This is a genomic window from Citrobacter sp. Awk 4 (genome assembly GCF_028069725.1).
Taxonomy (GTDB): domain Bacteria; phylum Pseudomonadota; class Gammaproteobacteria; order Enterobacterales; family Enterobacteriaceae; genus Citrobacter_D.
The window spans coordinates 1-20,061 of the sequence record NZ_JANEWG010000071.1; the positions used below are offsets into that span (position 1 = coordinate 1).

Consider the following 20,061-nt stretch of genomic DNA (forward strand, 5'->3'; position numbering starts at 1 on the left):
GTGCCAATATTGAGTTTATCATGCTGAATATTATGGTATTTTTAGAGGGCGGTTTTACTCAGTAATGTTGAAATAAAATCTTTTGCAGGCATGGGTTTACTGTATAAGTAGCCTTGTAGATAATCAACGCCACAATTTTTCAGATAGGTCGCCTGGAATGCATCCTCGACACCTTCTGCCACCAACCAGAGATTCAGACGTGCTGCCAGATCAATGATATTATCGACGATATGGCGAGAAGGTGGGTCGGTTTCAATCATGCTGACGAAACTTTTGTCGATCTTAAGAAAATCGATTTTAAGTTTCTGTAAGTATCTCAGATTTGAATTTCCTGTACCGAAATCATCAATAGCAATGAGTACTCCCAGTTTATGCAGCTCTTCAATCAGTTGATGGGTGACATCGTCGGCGATCAATAACTCCCGTTCAGTTAATTCCAGTATCAATTTAATGGGATGCCCCTGAAACGCATTAATAAAATCCCGGCAGTCACTCACCAGACTGAGGTTTTTGCAATGGCTGGCACTGATATTGAAAGCAAAATGGAATCCGTTAGGTAATTGATGTTTCTGTGGAGCAAATTGTTCGCGAATCTGCACCATTAACATTCGTGTCATGGGAACCAGAAGACCACATTGCTCAGCCATTGGTATAAATATGTCTGGTGAAATGATGCCTTTGCACGGATGTTGCCAGCGAAGAAGAATTTCGCAACCAACCCAGTGCTCACCTTTTGCGGTTACAACAGGTTGTATATACGGTATAAACTGGCGTTGTTCCAGCGCGCGTAATAACTCTTGACGAGGAGGTGAAACCCGCCTTGATCTCTTAAATATCCAGTAACCAAAGATCAGGCTAAAAAAAGCCCAGACGATAACATTAGGCAGTGAATAACGCCTGATATTCTCCACATAATTTTTAAATGACAAATTTATAATAACCCTAAGTGGGTATTGTTCTGATGCTTTCTCTATGGTTGTGGGGGACTCCGGAAGACGAGGTTGATCTGTTGGACGTGATTTGTACCACCATTTTTTTCCGCCAATGATCACGCTCAATGGTGAATTGATATTCAGAGCATCAAGTTTGTCTATCAAATAATGGGCAGAGAGTTTTATGACGATGCTATCTCTACCGACGATTTCCCGGTAAATAATGAGTGGGTGTTCTTGCTTTGTGGTGGCGTCTTGAATCAGATAGATCTGATTTTTCATGCTACTATCAAAATCAATGTGTTCATTGCCAGGTACAAGGAGAGAAGAGCAATAAATACGATTTCCACGTGCAAGATCGATACTGCTTATTTCAGGTGAGATTTCTATCAGCATTCTTAGTTTTTGAGCAGCTGCGCTACATGGTTTACCAAGACTACCTGCTGCAGTGGAAGCGACCTGACGCGCGCTGTCCAGAGAACTCTCAATAGATTGTTGAGCATATTGAAGCTGTATTTTTGCATCTTGCGTTACATTTGCGATCGTTAGCCAGAAAGTAATGCTTAGACCTAAAATGAGAAATAGCAGACTGGCGACTATGGAATGTACCAGGCTGGTTTTAAGAGTTCGAGAGTTTAAGGCATATTGCAATATCATCATCTTTGGCGATCAGCACACTCATGGGTTTATTTATAGTTTTATCTGTAATGCTTTGTTTTGAAAGAATAATGCTGGGGTTATTTCACCAGGATCTACTGAGGATACTGATCTGGAATATTGCTCTTAGTTGATAAAAAAGACGAAATTTATCATATGGGGAATTTCGTAAAGAAGTAAATTATTTTTAATTAGTGTTTTTTAAATGACGATTTAATTTCAATAGTTGAATTTCCGTTAACAATTCAACCCGTCATGCATGGTAGTTGAAATGTCTTTGTTTTTATATTTTTCATGTTGTTTATCCTGCTGATTTTGTTTTTTTAAGATTCTCGTGTGTGTTTTTTTATGTGTCTTTGATATTTTATACTTATTTGATCTCGAGGGGTATATATTGAATTGTGGATAAGAATTCTATACTTTACGTGCTATCCGGAGCTAAAAAAGAAAATGGATGGCGAGGTGAAGTATGAGTTCGATGGATTGTGATTTTAAATACCGCCATTTTATGGAGATCGATTTTAGAACGATCATCGTGTTTATCGTATTTGTTGAAACGGGAAGCTTATACAGCGCTTCCTTGATTCTTGGCTGTTCTCCGTCGTCAGTCAGTATCCATCTGAAGCGAGTAAGGCATTACTTTCATGAGCCGTTATTCATCCGGGAAGGAAGAAGTCTCGAGCCTACTGAATATGCAATTAAGCTGAGTCAGCAACTTAAGTCATGTTTTATGAGTTTTGATACCATTCTTACCAAAGACAACATTAACAAAAGCTAAACCATTTAAAAATATCAAATAATTTATCTAGTGATCACCTGTTGGTTTTTTTAGTTAATTATATACCAGTGAAATGGGGGGGATATGCAACCGTCCTTTTTTTCTTTCAATCGCGTATTGGTCATGGACAGCCTTTATTTTAGTGCTGTAGGGCTATGTGCACTCGTTGATAATCATGCAGGTCAGCCTGTTAGTTATAGGGTTTCGACATTTTCTGCGTTGAAAACACAGTTGCAAATTAGCATTGCTGCTAAGGAGCGTGTTCTGGTTATTACTGAACTCGTGAGCGGAAGTGAACCCCTTTGTGAAGGATTACAATTTCTGGACAATGTCAAAGCCGGATTAGAAGCTGGCCATTTTAAAGTGGTTGTTTGTACGGCGTTGTCTGACCCTTTTTTATTGTCCGCAGTAATTGATCGTGGGCCGAATGTCATCGTGCATCGCGATGAACCTCTTGATGTGCTAATTCGCCTGATTTATTTCACTAAAAACAAACAAAGCATCACCAGCCTTAGCCCTCTGATATTAAACAAAGTAGAGAGGGTCAGAGGGATCAGAATCACGCAACGGGAGCTTGAATGGTTGGTTATTCAGACTGAAAAAATGGGACTGACAGAAACGGCGCGGCGAATGGGTATTCATTACAAAACGGCTGCGACCTATCGCAGGAAAATCTCTAAACACCTGAATATTCATATTCGTGAAATGGACTCACTACTGGCAAAACTATAAGTACAAACTGTAAATGTCATTTTTAGACACTTGACGAATAGCATTAAAAAAACACCCACACCGGGGCTGGAATAAAACAATGAAATCCGTGAGTTTCCTGAAAAACTTCTGGGAAATGAACGGGTTTAGTATTTGTTAGCGAGTTAATGATGAATAAAGTTTTTAAAATTGTCTGGAATGCCAGCCTCCAGTGCTGGGTCGTTGTCTCAGAAATTGCCAAATCTCATGGTAAAGCGAAAAGCGAACGCCGTTTGGCTAAAAGAGCCGGGAAAGTGGCGATGGGCGTATTGGGCGGGATGGCGCTGCTTAATGCGGCGAGTGCTGCCACGCTAGTCTGGTCGCCGACAGGGCAGAGCTCCGGGGGGAGCGGTACCTGGGATACCACCAGCAGCGCCTGGTATAACGGTACCATTACGATGCCGTGGAACAATGCCGCAGGCGACAGTGCCTGGTTTGGTGGTACTGGCGGCACGGTGACGCTCGACGGCCTGATAAAAGTACAGGATCTGAGTTTCACCATCGATGGTTATACACTTTCCGGCGGGACGCTTGAAACCGTTTCGGGACAGTCTGTTGTGAATGTGAGCAGCGGCGCGACAGCAACGATCGACTCTATTATTAGCGGTAGCGGGCTGCTCGCGTCAACGGGGGGCGGTAAGCTTATCCTGAGCGGAGTCAATACTTACAGCGGCGGGACGACGGTTTCCGGCGGTGGGGTACTGGAAGTCTCCAGCGACAGTAATCTCGGCGCGGCCGCCGGAGTGCTGACGCTGGGGAGTCCGTCAACCACGGGGACGCTGAACATTACGGGCGCATTTAACGGCAGCCGTAATGTGACCATCAATCTCGGCGGCGGCAACATCAATGTCTCCCCCGGTGTGACGGCGACTTTTAATGGCGTACTCTCAGGGAATGGAGCCCTTGGTTTTACCGGTACCGGGACAACGGTACTGAACGGTGCAAACACCTGGACGGGGACCGCGACCATCGGTGCTGGCGGCACATTGCAGGTAGGGACTGGCAGCACGACGGGGACGTTAGGTGCAGGGGCAACGGTCAATAATGGTGTGTTAGTCTTTAACCGGAGCAATGCATACGCTTATAGCGGCATTATTTCGGGGACGGGGGCACTGCAGAACATTGGCAGCGGCACAACCACGCTGAGCGGGAATAATACGTTTACCGGTGGGGTAACTGTTTCCGCGGGCAAGTTGGTCTTGACGAATGCCAACAACAGCACCAGTGGTGCAACTATTGCCTCTGGCGCGACGTTAGAGTTGAACGGTGGTTCGAGTTCTATCTCGGGTAACATTGAGAACAACGGCACGCTGAACTTCAGTCGGGGGGCCGCTTATAACTTTGCCGGTGTGATTTCAGGAACCGGTACTGTGAACCAAACAGCAGGAAATTGGCTAACACTCTCTGGAACGAACACCTACAGTGGCGGTACGTTCATCGGCGGTAACGGTGGGATCATTGTCAATAATGACAGTAACCTGGGTGCTGCTTTGGGGGGAGTCACCTTCAACAACGGCGTTGGCTACTTCCAGGCTGCTCCGACCTTTACGACAGCGCGCACTTTTACCCTCAACAGCGGGACTACGGGGTATTTCAGCTCATCAAGTGGAAACCTGACGTTAACCTCCCCGATCGTTGGCGCAGGCAGCTTTGGCGTTAGCGGCGGTACGGTGATTCTGGCCGGGACCAACAACACCTATACCGGTACGACCAACATCAATGCCGGCACTCTGCAAATTAACGATGAAAGCAACCTGAGTAGCAATGCAGCGAGCGGAATAACCTACACTGGTGGTGGGGTATTGCGCGTTATGTCGAGCGGAGCGTTGGCGCGTAATATCATTCTGAATGCTAATGGCAATATTGATGCGTACAACGGTGCAACTGTTACGGTTAATGGCACCATTTCCGGGGGCGGCGGGGCTATTTTCTACGGTAACGGTACTGCGGGCGGCACCGTGATCCTGAACGGTAACAATACCTATACCGGAGGCACCTGGTTCTGGACCGGCAGTAAAGTCGTTGCTGCCAGTAACAGTAATCTTGGCGGAGCTGCAGGAACCTGGTCTTTCAGCAACGGCACCCTGGCAACGACGTCGTCATTCTCCTCCAGTCACGCACTCTCATTCAGTGCGGCGGGTACCCTTGATGTGGCGGACGGTACCACGCTGACCCTGAACGGGGTAGCGTCTGGCGGCGGTCGGCTTACCAAGGCCAATACAGGGACGCTGGTCTTAACCGGGGCAAACACCTGGACCGGTGGCACCACAATCACTGCCGGTACATTACAGATTGGCAACGGTGGGACATCCGGTTCACTGGGAACCGGGAACGTGACCAATAACGGAACCCTCGCATTTAATCGCAGTGACATCACGTCATATAACAACCTTATTTCCGGCAGTGGTGCGGTGGCGCAAACCGGAAGTGGCTCCACGACCCTTTCGGGAAATAACACCTATACCGGTGCAACGACCGTTTCTGCCGGGACGCTTTACGTCAACGGCAACCAGTCGTCGGCAACCGGACTGACAACAGTGGCTTCCGGGGCGACGCTCGGGGGGAGTGGCACTATTGGCGGCAGCGTCACCGTTGCCGACGGCGGTACTCTCACGCCGGGGGCTTCTGCTGATACCGTCGGGACGCTCACTATCAGGGGCAATCTGGCGCTCTCCTCGGGTGCTGTTCTTAATTACAACCTCGGTCAGGCTGGTACCGTGGGCGGCTCACTCAACGACCTGACTGTCGTCAACGGCAACCTGACGCTGGGGGGAACCCTCAACGTCACCACCTCTACAGGGGGCACCTTTGATGCCGGTGTCTACCGCATTATCAGTTATGCCGGATCGCTAACCAACAATGGCCTGGTGCTGGGCTCACTGCCGTCAGGCGCGAATGCGACCCTGCAGACCTCTGTCGCCGGACAGATTAACCTGATTAATAATTATGCCGGTACCACCTTCTGGGATGGCGCGACGGGTCATAACAATAGCGCGATCGATGGCGGTACGGGGATCTGGAATACTGGTGTGGGCGCTAACAGCAACTGGACGGACGGTTCCGGTGCGGCGAATAGCGCTTATAGCACCAATTTTGCGGTATTCCAGGGAACGCCGGGTACAGTCACTGTCGATAACAGCCAGGGGCAAGTGGCTGTGACAGGTATGCAGTTTATGACTGACGGCTATCGGATCAACGGTGATGAAATCACGTTAAATGAAACGACGGCAAATAGTGGTTATTCCATCGTCAGGGTGGGTGATGGCACTGCAGCCGGCAGTTCTTACACAGCAACGATTGATTCCATTCTGGGTGGCCTGACCGGGCTTTCCAAAACGGACCTTGGCACGTTGATCCTGACTGGATCCAATACGTACTCAGGGGGCACCAACATTTCCGGCGGTACCCTGCAACTCGGTGATGGCACCACCAATGGATCTATCCAGGGTAATGTCGCCAATGCTGGCACACTGGCGCTTAAACCCGCGAGTGGGACCACGATGGCTTTGTCGGGTGTTATATCAGGCGCCGGGGCGCTGAGGATGATTGGCGACGGAACGGCCATTCTGACCGGGGCAAACACCTGGACCGGGGGGACTACCATTTCATCCGGCACCCTGCAAATTGGCGACGGTACCACCAATGGCGTGCTGCCGGGTAACGTGGTGAACAATGCCGCGCTGGCGTTTATGCCGACGACCGGTTCCACTCTCAACTATGGCGGCGTTATTTCTGGTACGGGTTCCGTGACGCAAAAAGGTCAGGGAACCACCGTGTTTACCGCCTCGAATACCTATACCGGCGGCACCACCATCTCTTCTGGCGTGCTGCAACTGGGCGACGGGACAGCCAATAACGACGGTTCGATCGCGGGTAATGTGACAAACAATGGCACGCTGGCATTCAGGTTTAACGGCAGCAAAACAGTTGCCAACCAGATTTCCGGCAGCGGTGGCGTCTCACAACTGTCTGGCACCACAACGCTCAGTGGCGTAAATACCTACACTGGCGGCACGACGCTGAATGGTGGGCTGTTGTCAGTTTCTAACGATAATAACCTTGGCAATGTCTCCGGGAGACTGACCTTTAACGGTGGTCAGTTACAAACAAACGCAACGATTGCCCGCGATATTTTGGTTAACACCAGCGGGGGCAAGATTTTTAGCAACGGAGGCACTTTCAGCGGCAATATCTCCGGAACCGGAACGCTCGAGTTTCAGGGGGGGACAACCTATATCACCGGTAATAACACCAGTAGTGGTGGAATTATCCTCAGCGAATACGGCACGGTTGTCATTAACTCCGCAAATGCACTGGGTACCGGTAAAATCACCGGGCGTTCTCAAGATTCTGTTTACGGCGGTGGGGGGAATCTCCGGACGACAGCAAGTATGACGCTGGCCAATGACGTCGATTTTGGCTTTACCTCGTTTTACGGTAGTGGTAACCAGCAATCTGTTGGTTTTATCACTGACGCCGGAACGACGTTAACGATGACAGGCAATTTCAACCAGGTCGGTGGTTACAGAGATTCAAAAGGTATCTCCAAGAGCGGTGCCGGCACAATGGTGTTAGCAAACACCAGTTATCAGGACGGAGGATACGCCTTACGGGTTTATGCGGGAACACTGATTGTCGGTGACGGGGGAACTCGCGGCACTATTGGCGCGGCACCGGTGAGAATATCCAGTGGCGCTGCATTAAAGTTCAATCGTAGTGACACCTATCTTTATAGCGGCTCGATGAGTGGCGCAGGGTCTTTTGAGCAGATAGGTACTGGCACCTCGGTGTTAACGGGTAACAATACACATACTGGTGGGACAACCATTTCTGCCGGTACGCTGCAACTGGGGAATGGCGGCACCTCCGGGTGGGTAAGCGGCGATATTACTAACAACGGTACGCTGGCGTTTAACCGCAGCGATAACGTGACCTGGTCTAATCTTATCTCGGGAACGGGAGCGCTCAGTAAGTTGGGCACAGGCACACTCAGCCTGACGGGAACGCAGACCTATACCGGCGGCACCACGATCACTAGCGGTATTTTACAGCTGGGTGATGGCACGACGGATGGTTCCATCGTCGGCAACGTGAACATGGCGGGCGGCACACTGGCGTTTAACGCCAGCAATGGCTCAATGACCGATCAAAACGCGCTGATTTCCGGGGCGGGCAGTTTAACGAAGCTTGGCTTAGGCACTACGGTGCTGACAGGGGCCAACACCTATACCGGCGCAACCACCGTGTCTGCGGGCGCTCTGTATATTGACGGCAACCAGTCTGCCGCGACCGGCGCGACAACGGTCGCAAGCGGCGCGACGCTGGGCGGTATGGGGACCATCGGTGGCAATGTCACGATTGCGAATGGCGCCACTCTGATGCCAGGTAGCGAAAATGGTACCGGTGGCACGTTGACCATCAATGGCAACCTGGCGCTCAATGACCTTTCAAACCTTAATTACCAGTTCGGCAGCGTTAACGGCGTGGTGGAAAACACCCGCACTGACGTCAACGGTAACCTGACTCTGGACGGGCGTCTCAATGTCACCACACCAACGGGGGGAACCTTCTCTGCGGGTGTTTATCGTGTCTTTAACTACAACGGCACATTGACCAACAATGGGCTGGTGCTGGGTACCGTTCCGGCGGGGACGACGCTTGCGCTGCAAAGTTCGGTGCCTGGTCAGGTGAACCTGGTTAACAGCACCGGACAGTTGCTTGCGTTCTGGGATGGTATGAACTCTGGTAACTATAACCAGGGGAGTGGCGAAGGCGGTACCGGAACCTGGCGTTTACTGGGGCAGACGGCATGGGCCGACGCCTCGGGGTCGAGTAACTCCGCCTACGGTAATAAATCCTTTGCGGTATTTAGCGGCACTGCAGGCACCGTCACAGTGGACAATACCTCAGGTCAGATTGAGTCATCGGGTATACAGTTCACGACAGATGGCTACCTGATTAACGGCGGTGCCATCACATTAGTCAACTCACCCGTAGATGGCAGTTCACCTGTACTGCGCGTTGGCGATGGTTCCGACGCCAGCAGCAATATGACTGCGACGATCGCTTCAGTCTTGCAAGGGGCGACATCTGTCACCAAAACTGATCTGGGTACGCTGGTGCTGACAGGGACTAACACCTGGACCGGTGGCACCCGGATCAACGGCGGCGTACTGCAGGTTTCCAGCAACACCAACCTGGGTGCGGTAGCAGGAACGCTGAGCTTCGACGGCGGCACGCTGGCCACGACGGCGGGCTTTACCACGGCGCGTACCACCACCCTCAATGCCAATGGTGGCACCCTTAATACCGCATCCGGTACAACGCTGATGATGAGTGGCGTGATCGGGGGCAGTGGATCGCTTAGCAAGACAAACACCGGCAGGCTGGTTCTGGCGGGAACCAATACGTATACCGGCGGCACAGCGATTAATGGCGGTATTGTGCAGGTATCGAGTGATGCGAATCTGGGGGCAGCAACAGGGTCACTCAGTTTTGACAGCGGTACGCTGGCGACCACAGAGAGCTTCAGCACGGCACGGGCGACCACCCTTAATGCGGGAGGCGGTACTATTGATACCGCATCGGGCACGACACTGACGATGAGCGGCGTGGTGGGGGGGACCGGAGCCCTGACCAAAACCAATACTGGCACGTTAACACTGACAAACAGCAATACCTGGAGCGGTGGCACCACGATTTCCGGGGGAACGCTGCAACTGGGTAATGGCGGCACCGGCGGCTCGATCACGGGGAATGTCACCAACAACGGCACACTGGTCTTTAACCGCAGCGACACGGCAACTTTTGCTGGCGTGATTTCCGGCAGCGGCGTGGTGAATCAGACTGGCACAGGTAAAACGATCCTGAGCGGCAACAACAGCTACAGCGGCGGCACCACCATCTCTGCCGGTACGCTGACGGCGCAGAACGGCACCGCGCTGGGCACCGGCGCGGTGGCTAACAATGCCGCCCTGCAGCTGGATTTTGCAACGGATGGCACCCTGGCGAACGTCCTGAACGGCAGCGGAACGCTGAGCAAGACGGGCAGCGGCACCACCACTCTGACCGGGACTGGCTCCCGCGAGGGGGCGACGACGGTCAGTGGTGGCACGCTGGCCTTTGGTCAGAGCGGAGCTTTTAACGCTGCCAGCCTGAATGTTACCAGTGGCGCGGCTATCACCGTCAATCAGAGCGCCAATCTCGTACTGAGTGGGGCATACACCCAGGCGGCGGGGGCGACCTTCAATGGTGTGGCGGATACACAAGCTAAAACGGCGGTGACAGCGGCGACGGCCAGTCTGAATGGCGCGCTGAATATCACCGGTTTTGGGATAGCCGCACCGGCAACTGCCAGCGGGCTTACCGGCACGCAGTACACGGTTATCCACACCACCAGTGGCATCACCGGCGACTTCAGTAGTGTGAACCTTAACGGCGCGGCGAGCGCGGTGGACTACCTGCGTCTGGCAGGCCGCGTCAGCGGCAACGACTACAACGTCGGCTACGGACTGAGCTGGCTGGAAGGGCAGGCTTTCGGCAACGGCAGCTTTACGCTGGCCGGGGCCACGGATGCCTTTAATGTGGACGTGGCGCTGGGCGACCAGGCGACGGGCACGTACACCAGCGGCTGGGACGGCAAAACGCTGACCAAAGCCGGGCTGGGCGTCCTGACGCTGTCGGCGGTCAACACCTACACCGGCGACACACGGGTCAACGGCGGTACGCTGAAGGCCGGGATTGCTGACGCTTTTGCGCAGAGCGCAAACGTGGCGGTGGCATCTGGCGCGACGCTGGATCTGAACAACTTTAACCAGACGGCGCGTAACCTGTCGGGTGCCGGTAATGTGACACTGGGCAGCGCAACGCTGACGGAAAACGCCGTCAGCGACACCACTTTCAGTGGCTCGATGAGCGGGACGGGCGGGCTGACTAAAACCGGCACCGGCGTCTTTACGCTCAGTGGCAACAACAGCTACAGCGGCGGCACGACCATTTCAGCCGGTACGCTGGTGGCGCAGAACGGCAGTGCGATGGGCACCGGGGCGGTGGCCAACAACGCCGCCCTGCGACTGGATTTCGCCCAGAATGGCACCCTGGCCAATGTGCTGAGTGGCAGCGGAACGCTGAGCAAGACGGGCAGCGGTACCACCACCCTGACCGGCACGGGGTCGAATCAGGGGGCGACGACGGTCAGTGGCGGCACGCTGGCCTTTGCCCAGAGCGGGGCGTTTAACGCCGCCAGCCTGAACACGGCAACGGGTGCCAGCACCCGCATCGACCAGAGCGCGAACGTGGCACTGAGCGGGGCACTGACCCAGGCGGCGGGCGCGTCGCTGCTGGTGGCGAAAGGCACCCAGCCGGCGGTCACGGCACAGACGGCGAATCTGAACGGCACGCTGAGTCTGACCGGCTACAGCACGGCCACTCCGGCCAGCGCCAGCGGGCTTACCGGCACGCAGTACACAGTTATCCGTACCACTAACGGCATCACCGGTGACTTCAGCAGTGTGAACCTTAACGGCGCGGCGAGCGCGGTGGACTACCTGCGTCTGGCAGGCCGCGTCAGCGGCAACGACTACAACGTCGGCTACGGACTGAGCTGGCGGGAAGGACTGGCTTACGGCAACGGCAGCTTTACGCTGGCGGGGGCTGCGGACGCCTTTAATGTGGATGTGGCGCTGGGCGACCAGGCGACGGGCACGTATACCAGCGGCTGGGACGGTAAAACGCTGACCAAAGCCGGGCTGGGCGTTCTGACGCTGTCGGCGGTCAACACCTACACCGGCGACACACGGGTCAACGGCGGTACGCTGAAGGCCGGGATTGCTGATGCCTTTGCGCAGAGCGCAAACGTGGCGGTGGCATCTGGCGCGACGCTGGATCTGAACAACTTTAACCAGACGGCGCGTAACCTGTCGGGTGCCGGTAATGTGACACTGGGCAGTGCAACGCTGACGGAAAACGCCGTCAGCGACACCACTTTCAGTGGCTCGATGAGCGGGACGGGCGGGCTGACTAAAGCCGGCACTGGCGTCTTTACCCTCAGCGGTAACAACAGCTACAGCGGCGGCACGACCATTTCTTCCGGTACGCTGGTGGCGCAGAACGGCAGTGCGATGGGCACCGGCGCGGTGGCCAACAACGCCGCACTGCGACTGGACTTCGCCCAGAACGGCACCCTGGCCAATGTGCTGAGTGGCAGCGGAACCCTGAGCAAGACGGGCAGCGGCACCACCACCCTGACCGGCACGGGGTCGAATCAGGGGGCGACGACGGTCAGTGGCGGCACGCTGGCCTTTGGGCAGAGCGGGGCGTTTAACGCCGCCAGCCTGAACACGGCAACGGGTGCCAGCACCCGTATCGACCAGAGCGCGAATGTGGTGCTGAGCGGGGCACTGACCCAGGCGGCGGGCGCGTCGCTGCTGGTGGCGAAAGGCACCCAGCCGGCGGTCACGGCACAGACGGCGAATCTGAACGGCACGCTGAGTCTGACCGGTTACAGCACGGCTGCCCCGGCCAGCGCCAGCGGGCTTACCGGTACGCAGTACACGGTTGTCCGCACCACTAACGGCATCACCGGCGACTTCAGCAGTGTGAACCTTAACGGCGCGGCGAGCGCGGTGGACTACCTGCGTCTGGCGGGCCGCGTCAGCGGCAACGACTACAACGTCGGCTACGGACTGAGCTGGCTGGAAGGGCAGGCTTTCGGCAACGGCAGCTTTACGCTGGCCGGGGCCACGGATGCCTTTAATGTGGACGTGGCGCTGGGCGACCAGGCGACGGGCACGTATACCAGCGGCTGGGACGGTAAAACGCTGACCAAAGCCGGGCTGGGCGTCCTGACGCTGTCGGCGGTCAACACCTACACCGGCGACACACGGGTCAACGGCGGTACGCTGAAGGCCGGGATTGCTAACGCTTTTGCGCAGAGCGCAAACGTGGCGGTGGCATCTGGCGCGACGCTGGATCTGAACAACTTTAACCAGACGGCGCGTAACCTGTCGGGTGCCGGTAATGTGACACTGGGCAGTGCAACGCTGACGGAAAACGCCGTCAGCGACACCACCTTCAGCGGCACGATGAGCGGGACGGGCGGGCTGACTAAAACCGGCACCGGCGTCTTTACGCTCAGTGGCAACAACAGCTACAGCGGCGGCACGACTATCTCTGCCGGTACGCTGCAACTGGGTAATGGCGGAACGAGCGGTGCCATCGTGGGCAACGTGCTCAACAACGGCGCGCTGACCTTTAACCGCAGTGATGCAACGACGTTTGCTAACGTGATTTCAGGCAGCGGTCGGGTCACTCAGGTGGGGACCGGTAAAACCATCTTCACCGCTACCCACACCTACAGCGGTGGTACAACGATCTCCGCCGGGACCCTGCAACTGGGCAATGGCGGAACGACCGGTAGCGTGCAGGGGGCTATTGATATTGCCTCCGGCGCGACGCTGGCGGTGGACTGGGGCGCGGATTACACGCTGAACAACACCCTGACCGGCAGCGGTCTGGTGGCGGTCAAAGCAGCAGGAAATGACGTTAACTTTGCCTCTGCAGCAACGGGCGCGGGCTTTAGCGGTACAGTTGACCTGCAGAACGCCGTCTTTAGTCTTGGCGGTGTGAATACCGGTGCACTGACCGCGGCCACCCTGCGTCTTGGTAGCAACAGCGTGACCACGGTGGCGGACGGTACACAGTCTATCGGCGGTCTTGCCATTGATGGCGGTAAAGTCATCTTCAACGCCACGGTGCCGGCGCAGGTAGACGCCACCAGTCTGGTGCAGGCAAATACGCTGGATGCCAGCGGCGCAGGGACTGTGCAGGTCACGTTACCGACACCGTATGTGCTGCCGACGCCTCCACCATCAACGGATTTGTCACTGCTTGAGCAGGATGACGTGAATGTGCTCACCCGTCTGGTGTCGACCAGTTCGGCGACCGGCAGCGGCGGGGCGCTGAGTCTGCAGGACCAGAACGGCAATACCATCAGTGCGGCGCAGCAGATCAATGTGCAGCAGGATGGAAACCTGGTGGCGCTCGGCACTTACGATTATCGTCTGAGCACGGGCACCAGCCAGGACGGGCTGTATGTCTCCTACGGACTCAAACAGTTGGATCTGCAAAACGGTCAGACCCTGACGCTGGCAGAACGTGACGGAGCAACCGGCGCGTCGGCGGATATGTCGGCGAAGATTACCGGCAGCGGTAGTCTGCGGGTTGATGCCGGTACGGGTGTACTGTCGTTGTCCAACACGACCAACGATTTTACCGGCGATACCACGGTGGCTGCGGGCACTCTGCAGGCCGATGCCCGCAATGTGATTGCAACGTCTGCCAACGTAGCGGTGAATGCGGGTGCTACGCTGGATACGCATGGTTATCACCAGTCGCTGACTAACCTGACGGGTGCTGGCACGGTGACTAACAGTACAACCACGGCCACCACCCTGACGCTGAATGATACGGCCACGAGCGTCTTCTCAGGAACGATTACGGGAACACAACTGGCGCTGGTGCAGGCAACCGGCACTCAGGTTCTGACGGGGAGCAACACTTACGGCGGCGGGACGACGATCAACACGGCGGCCACCCTGCAACTGGGTAACGGCGGGACGACGGGCTCCATCACGGGGAATGTGACCAACAACGGCGCGCTGGCCTTTAACCGCAGCGATACGGTGACGTTTACTGGCGTTATCGCCGGTAGCGGAGCGATAAATCAGATGGGCACCGGCAGAACAATCCTGACCGGTGTCAACAGCTACAGCGGCGGCACCACCATCTCTGCCGGTACGCTGCAACTGGGGAATGGTGGAACAAGCGGTGCCATTACAGGGAATGTGGCCAACAACGGTGTACTGGCCTTTAACCACAGTGATACGGCGACCTTTGCGGGCGTGATTTCCGGCACGGGCGCAGTGAATCAGATGGGTTCAGGCAGCACAATACTGACTGGCAACAACAGCTACAGCGGTGGCACGACCATTTCTGCCGGGACGCTGCAACTGGGTGATGGTGGTACGACCGGCTCCATTACGGGCAATGTGACCAACAATGGCGCGCTGACCTTTAATCGCAGCGATGAGACGACGTTTAGCGGCGTGATTTCAGGCAGCGGCCACGTTACGCAAATGGGCGCGGGCAAAACGCTGTTTACCGGAACCCATACCTACAGTGGTGATACGACGATCTCTGCCGGTACCCTGCAACTGGGTAATGGCGGTACGACCGGCAGCGTGCAGGGAGCCATTGATATTGCCTCCGGCGCGACGCTGGCGGTGGACTGGGGTGCGGATTACACGCTGAACAACACCCTGACCGGCAGCGGTCTGGTAGCGGTCACGGCGGCCGGGAATAACGTTAACTTTGCCACGGCGGCAATGGGCGCGGGCTTCAGCGGTACGGTTGATCTGCAGAACGCCACCTTCAACCTGGGTGGGGAAAATACCGGGGCGCTGGCTGCGGCCACGCTTCGCTCTGGCAGCGGCAGTGCGATCACGGTGGCGGACGGTAAACAGTCGATTGGTGGTCTTGACATTGATGGCGGTAAAGTCATCTTCAATGCCACGGTGCCGGCGCAGGTAGACGCCACCAGTCTGGTGCAGGCGAATACGCTGGATGTCAGCGGCGCGGGCACAGTGCAGGTTGTGTTACCGACTTCGTATGAACTGCCGACGCAAGCGCCATCCACAGAATTGTCGTTACTTGAACAGGACGATGTAAACCTGGGGACCCGCCTGGTATCGGCCACCACAACGACCGGTAATGCCGGGGCGCTGAGTCTGCAGGACCAGAATGGTAATGTGCTCAGTGCCGGGCAGCAGATCAACGTGCAGCAGGGCGGGAATCTGGTGGCGCTCGGAACTTATGACTATCGTCTGAGCACGGGTACCCGCCAGGACGGTCTGTATGTCTCATACGGACTGAAACAACTGGATCTGCAAAACGGTCAGACCCTGACGCTGGCACAAAACAGCGGAGCCACGGGTGCGTCGGCGGACATGTCAGCGAAGGTAACCGGCAGCGGTAGCCTGCGGGTCGATGCCGGTTCCGGTATATTGTCACTGTCCAACACAACCAACGATTTTACCGGCGACACCACAGTGGCGGCGGGCACCCTGCAGGCTGGCGCGCTTAATGTGATAGCGACGTCCGCCAATGTAGCGGTGAATGCTGACGCGACGCTGGACACCAACGGTTATCACCAGTCGCTGACTAACCTGACGGGCGCGGGCACGGTGACCAACGGTACAACCACGGCCATCACCCTGACGCTGAATGACACGGCGACGAGCGTGTTTGCGGGTGCCATCACCGGTGAGCAACTGGCGCTGGTGCAGGCGACCGGAACGCAGGTCTTGGCGGGGAACAACACCTACGGCGGCGGGACGACGATCAACACGGCGGCCACCCTGCAACTGGGTGACGGTGGTACGACAGGCTCCATCACCGGGAATGTGACCAACGATGGCGCGCTGGCCTTTAACCGCAGCGATTCGGCAACCTTTAGCGGGGTGATTTCCGGTAGCGGGGTGGTGAATCAGACGGGCACCGGCAGAACGATCCTGAGCGGCGTCAACAGCTACAGTGGCGGCACGACGATCTCCGCCGGTACGCTGCAGCTGAATGGCAACCAGGGGGCGGGAACCGGTGCGATTAGCATCAATACAGAGCAGGGTAATGCTGGCACGGGGCTGGAACTGGCCTTCACTGATGTCAGCGACTTTAGCAATCAACTCACTGGCACAGGAACAACCACGGTAAGTGGCGCTCAGGCGACCATTACGGCGGCCAATACGGCCTATACCGGTAACTGGCGTGTTACCGATACGGGAACACTGGCTGTCACCACTGACGCGGTGAGCAGTACAGATAATCTTGGCTCGGGTGGGGTGGATATTGCCGCAGGTGGCGTGGTGAATGCGCTGACTCAGGGGGCGTTCAGCTTTAATAATGCCCTGACAGGAGCCGGTACGTTGAATGCCTCCGGTCATGGTCAGGCATTCTCCTTCGGCAGTGCAGCGGGCTCAGCCTTCACCGGAACGGCGGTACTGACAGACAATACGTTTTCGCTGTCCGGTGATAACACCACCGCGCTGACTCACGGCAAACTGTCTGTGGGAAGCGGCAACGTAACGACAGTGGGGGATGGTAATCAGCAGATCGGCGGATTAATTATCAATGACGGTAAAGTGATGTTTAACGCCACGGCACCTGATGAGATTCTGGCGACCAGTCTGATCACTGCTGATACCCTGGATATCAGTCATACCGGTACGGTGTACATTAACGCCCCTGCATCGTATGTTCCGCAAGCGCGTGATACGAACAATTCGTTGAATCTTCTGATGCAGGATGAAATCAACACCGGCGTACAGCTGGTTAAATCCACGACCGTCACCGGTAGCGGCGGTGCCATCCAGTTACTCAATAAAGATGGCAGCACGATCACGGCCGCACGGAAGGTTGATATTAACCAGAATGGCAATCTCGTCGCACGGGGGACGTATGACTACCGTGTGACCTCGGGAGCGGATTCTGATGGACTGTATGTGAACTATGGTCTGACAGAACTGGATCTTCAGGCGGGTAAAACGCTGACGCTGGCGCAGGATACGGGGGCCACCAATGCCTCGGCAGATATGTCTGCCAAAGTGACAGGAAGCGGTACCCTTGCTGTCGATGCAGATACGGGTGTGGTGTCGTTGTCCAATGCGAACAACGACTATACCGGCGAGACAACAGTGAGTTCGGGTACGCTGCGTGCTGCAGCCGATAATGCACTGGGTAAAACCCGCCTGCTCACGCTGGCTGGCAATACCGGTTTTGATCTGAATGGCAAAACGCAGACGGTCGGGGAACTGAACGGCGCAGCGGGCTCGTCGTTAAACCTGAACGGCGGAACTTTCGCTCTCAGCAATGGGGGGCTTTCTGCGGGGACGCTGACGGGCGCCGGTAAGATTAACATTCTGGGGGGAACCTTTGATGTGCGTGGGGCTAACACCGGACTCAGCGCCATTACCCAAATCAGTAAAGGTGCAACTGCCAGCCTGAATAATGTGGCGGGACTTGGCAGCGGCAATATTGTTTCTGACGGCACGCTGGCGCTTGATGGCGCGACCGGTACGATGAGTAACAATATCAGTGGGACGGGCGAACTGGTTAAGAAGGGTGACGGTGAGGTGGTTCTGACCGGTAAAACGGGCTGGACAGGCACCACGCGCATTGATGGTGGCGATCTGGTTCTGGATGGTTCCCGTGGCGGCGCGCAGCTGGTCAGTAATATCATCGCGAAAGACAACACCTCATTGTCATTGCGTCATGGTGCGACACTGACCGGGTGGATCGATCCGACGGATGTGAATATTGATTCCGTCAGCCGCTGGAATATGACAGCAGATTCACTGGTCGATGATGTGAATCTTGCCGGTACCATTAACTTTGTCGCACCGTCCTCTCAGTCAATGACAAAAGGACATACCCTGACGGCCACCAACTGGCATGGACAGGACGGTACGGTGATATTGAATTCCGTACTGGGGGGAGACAAATCAGCCACCGATAAACTTGTCATTAACGGGAATACCAGTGGTAACACCTTCGTTAAGATCAATAATCTCGGCGGCCGTGGTGCTCAGACCGTCGAAGGTATTCAGGTCGTGGATGTGGGGGGGCAGTCGAACGGGACGTTCACCAAGTCCGGGCGTATCGTCGCCGGGATCTATGACTACAGCCTTGTGAAGAAAGGTAAGGACTGGTACCTGACCAGCAAGGATACGTCGACGCCGAAGAAAAAAGGAACATCAGGCGTTCGTCCGGAATCGGCCAGCTATACCGCCAACCTGGCGGCGGCAAATACCATGTTTGTTCACCGCTTGCATGATCGTGCAGGTGAAACGCAGTACACGGATGCACTGACCGGCGAGCAGAAGGTGACCAGTATGTGGTTGCGCCAGGTGGGCGGACATAACCGCTGGAGCGACAGCAGCGGGCAGCTTGACACACAAAGCAACCGCTATGTGACACAACTGGGCGGTGAAATTGCACAGTGGAGCCCGGATGGGGTGCAAGGCCTGCACCTTGGCGTGATGGCTGGTTATGGCAGGAACAGCAGCAACTCCCATTCCGGCGTTACCGGCTACAGTTCTGATGGCTCCGTCAACGGGTACAGCACCGGGCTTTATGCTACCTGGTATCAAAATGACGAAACCAAACAAGGAATGTATCTGGACAGTTGGGCTCAGTACGGCTGGTTTGACAATACGGTGAAAGGCGAGAAGGTACAGTCAGAGTCGTACAAGTCGAAAGGTGTCACGACGTCACTGGAACTGGGATACACGCACAAACTGGGTAATTTTACCGGAAGTCAGGGTACTGAGGGTGAGTGGTATATCCAGCCTCAGGCGCAGGCAATCTGGATGGGCGTGAAGGCGGATGAGCACCATGAAGATAATGGTACTCGTGTCACCGGTGAAGGCGATGACAATGTTCAGACTCGTCTTGGCGTGCGTACCTTCCTGAAAAGTCACAGCAAACTGGATGAGGGAAAAAATCGTAACTTCGAACCGTATGTGGAGATCAACTGGATCCACAATACCCAAAGTTTCGGCACCCGCATGGACGGAAGTTCGTTATCTCAGGATGGTGCCCGGAATACAGGGGAAGTGAAAGCCGGTGTTGAAGGGCAACTGAATTCACGCCTGAGCGTCTGGGGCAATGTGGGCGTCCAGGTTGGGGATAAAGGCTACAGCGATACCTCTGCCACACTGGGTGTGAAATATAATTTTTAATGAGGAAATGCTGAGGAGTGAGTGATTTACAGGATTCACTCCTCAGCGCGCGTTGCTGGTTCGTTAGATATTTAATGCTGGTGTCACTTTAAATTTAGTTAATTAATTAGTTTGTTTTGACTGTCTTTGATATGCAACCAGCAGTAAGATG

Annotated in this window: 4 protein-coding genes; 3 read left to right on the plus strand and 1 reads right to left on the minus strand. The window is 55.4% G+C overall.

What is annotated here, in order from left to right:
• Positions 1–41: 41 nt before the first annotated feature.
• Positions 42–1,592: an EAL domain-containing protein gene (locus tag NNO04_RS20500; protein ID WP_271446223.1), complete on the minus strand. Its 1,551-nt coding sequence runs from the start codon at positions 1,590–1,592 to the stop codon at positions 42–44.
• A gap of 505 nt (positions 1,593–2,097) precedes the next feature.
• Here NNO04_RS20500 and NNO04_RS22955 point away from each other — a divergent pair.
• From NNO04_RS22955 to NNO04_RS20510, 3 genes are all read left to right on the plus strand, one after another.
• Entirely contained in the window at positions 2,098–2,367 is a 270-nt protein-coding gene (locus NNO04_RS22955) for a LysR family transcriptional regulator (RefSeq protein WP_442870754.1), read from the plus strand.
• Between the two features lie 84 nt (positions 2,368–2,451).
• Positions 2,452–3,099: a hypothetical protein gene (locus NNO04_RS20505; RefSeq protein ID WP_271446224.1), complete on the plus strand. Its 648-nt coding sequence runs from the start codon at positions 2,452–2,454 to the stop codon at positions 3,097–3,099.
• A 146-nt stretch (positions 3,100–3,245) separates the two neighbouring features.
• Entirely contained in the window at positions 3,246–19,910 is a 16,665-nt protein-coding gene (locus NNO04_RS20510; RefSeq protein WP_271446225.1) for an autotransporter-associated beta strand repeat-containing protein, read from the plus strand.
• The last annotated feature ends 151 nt before the right edge of the window (positions 19,911–20,061 follow it).

What these genes read in the sequence shown, in the direction of transcription:
- NNO04_RS22955 (WP_442870754.1), top strand. Translation starts at nt 2,098, where the DNA reads ATGGAGATCGATTTTAGAACGATCATCGTGTTTATCGTATTTGTTGAA.
- NNO04_RS20510 (WP_271446225.1), top strand. Translation starts at nt 3,246, where the DNA reads ATGATGAATAAAGTTTTTAAAATTGTCTGGAATGCCAGCCTCCAGTGC.
- NNO04_RS20500 (WP_271446223.1), bottom strand. Translation starts at nt 1,592, where the DNA reads ATGATGATATTGCAATATGCCTTAAACTCTCGAACTCTTAAAACCAGC.
- NNO04_RS20505 (WP_271446224.1), top strand. Translation starts at nt 2,452, where the DNA reads ATGCAACCGTCCTTTTTTTCTTTCAATCGCGTATTGGTCATGGACAGC.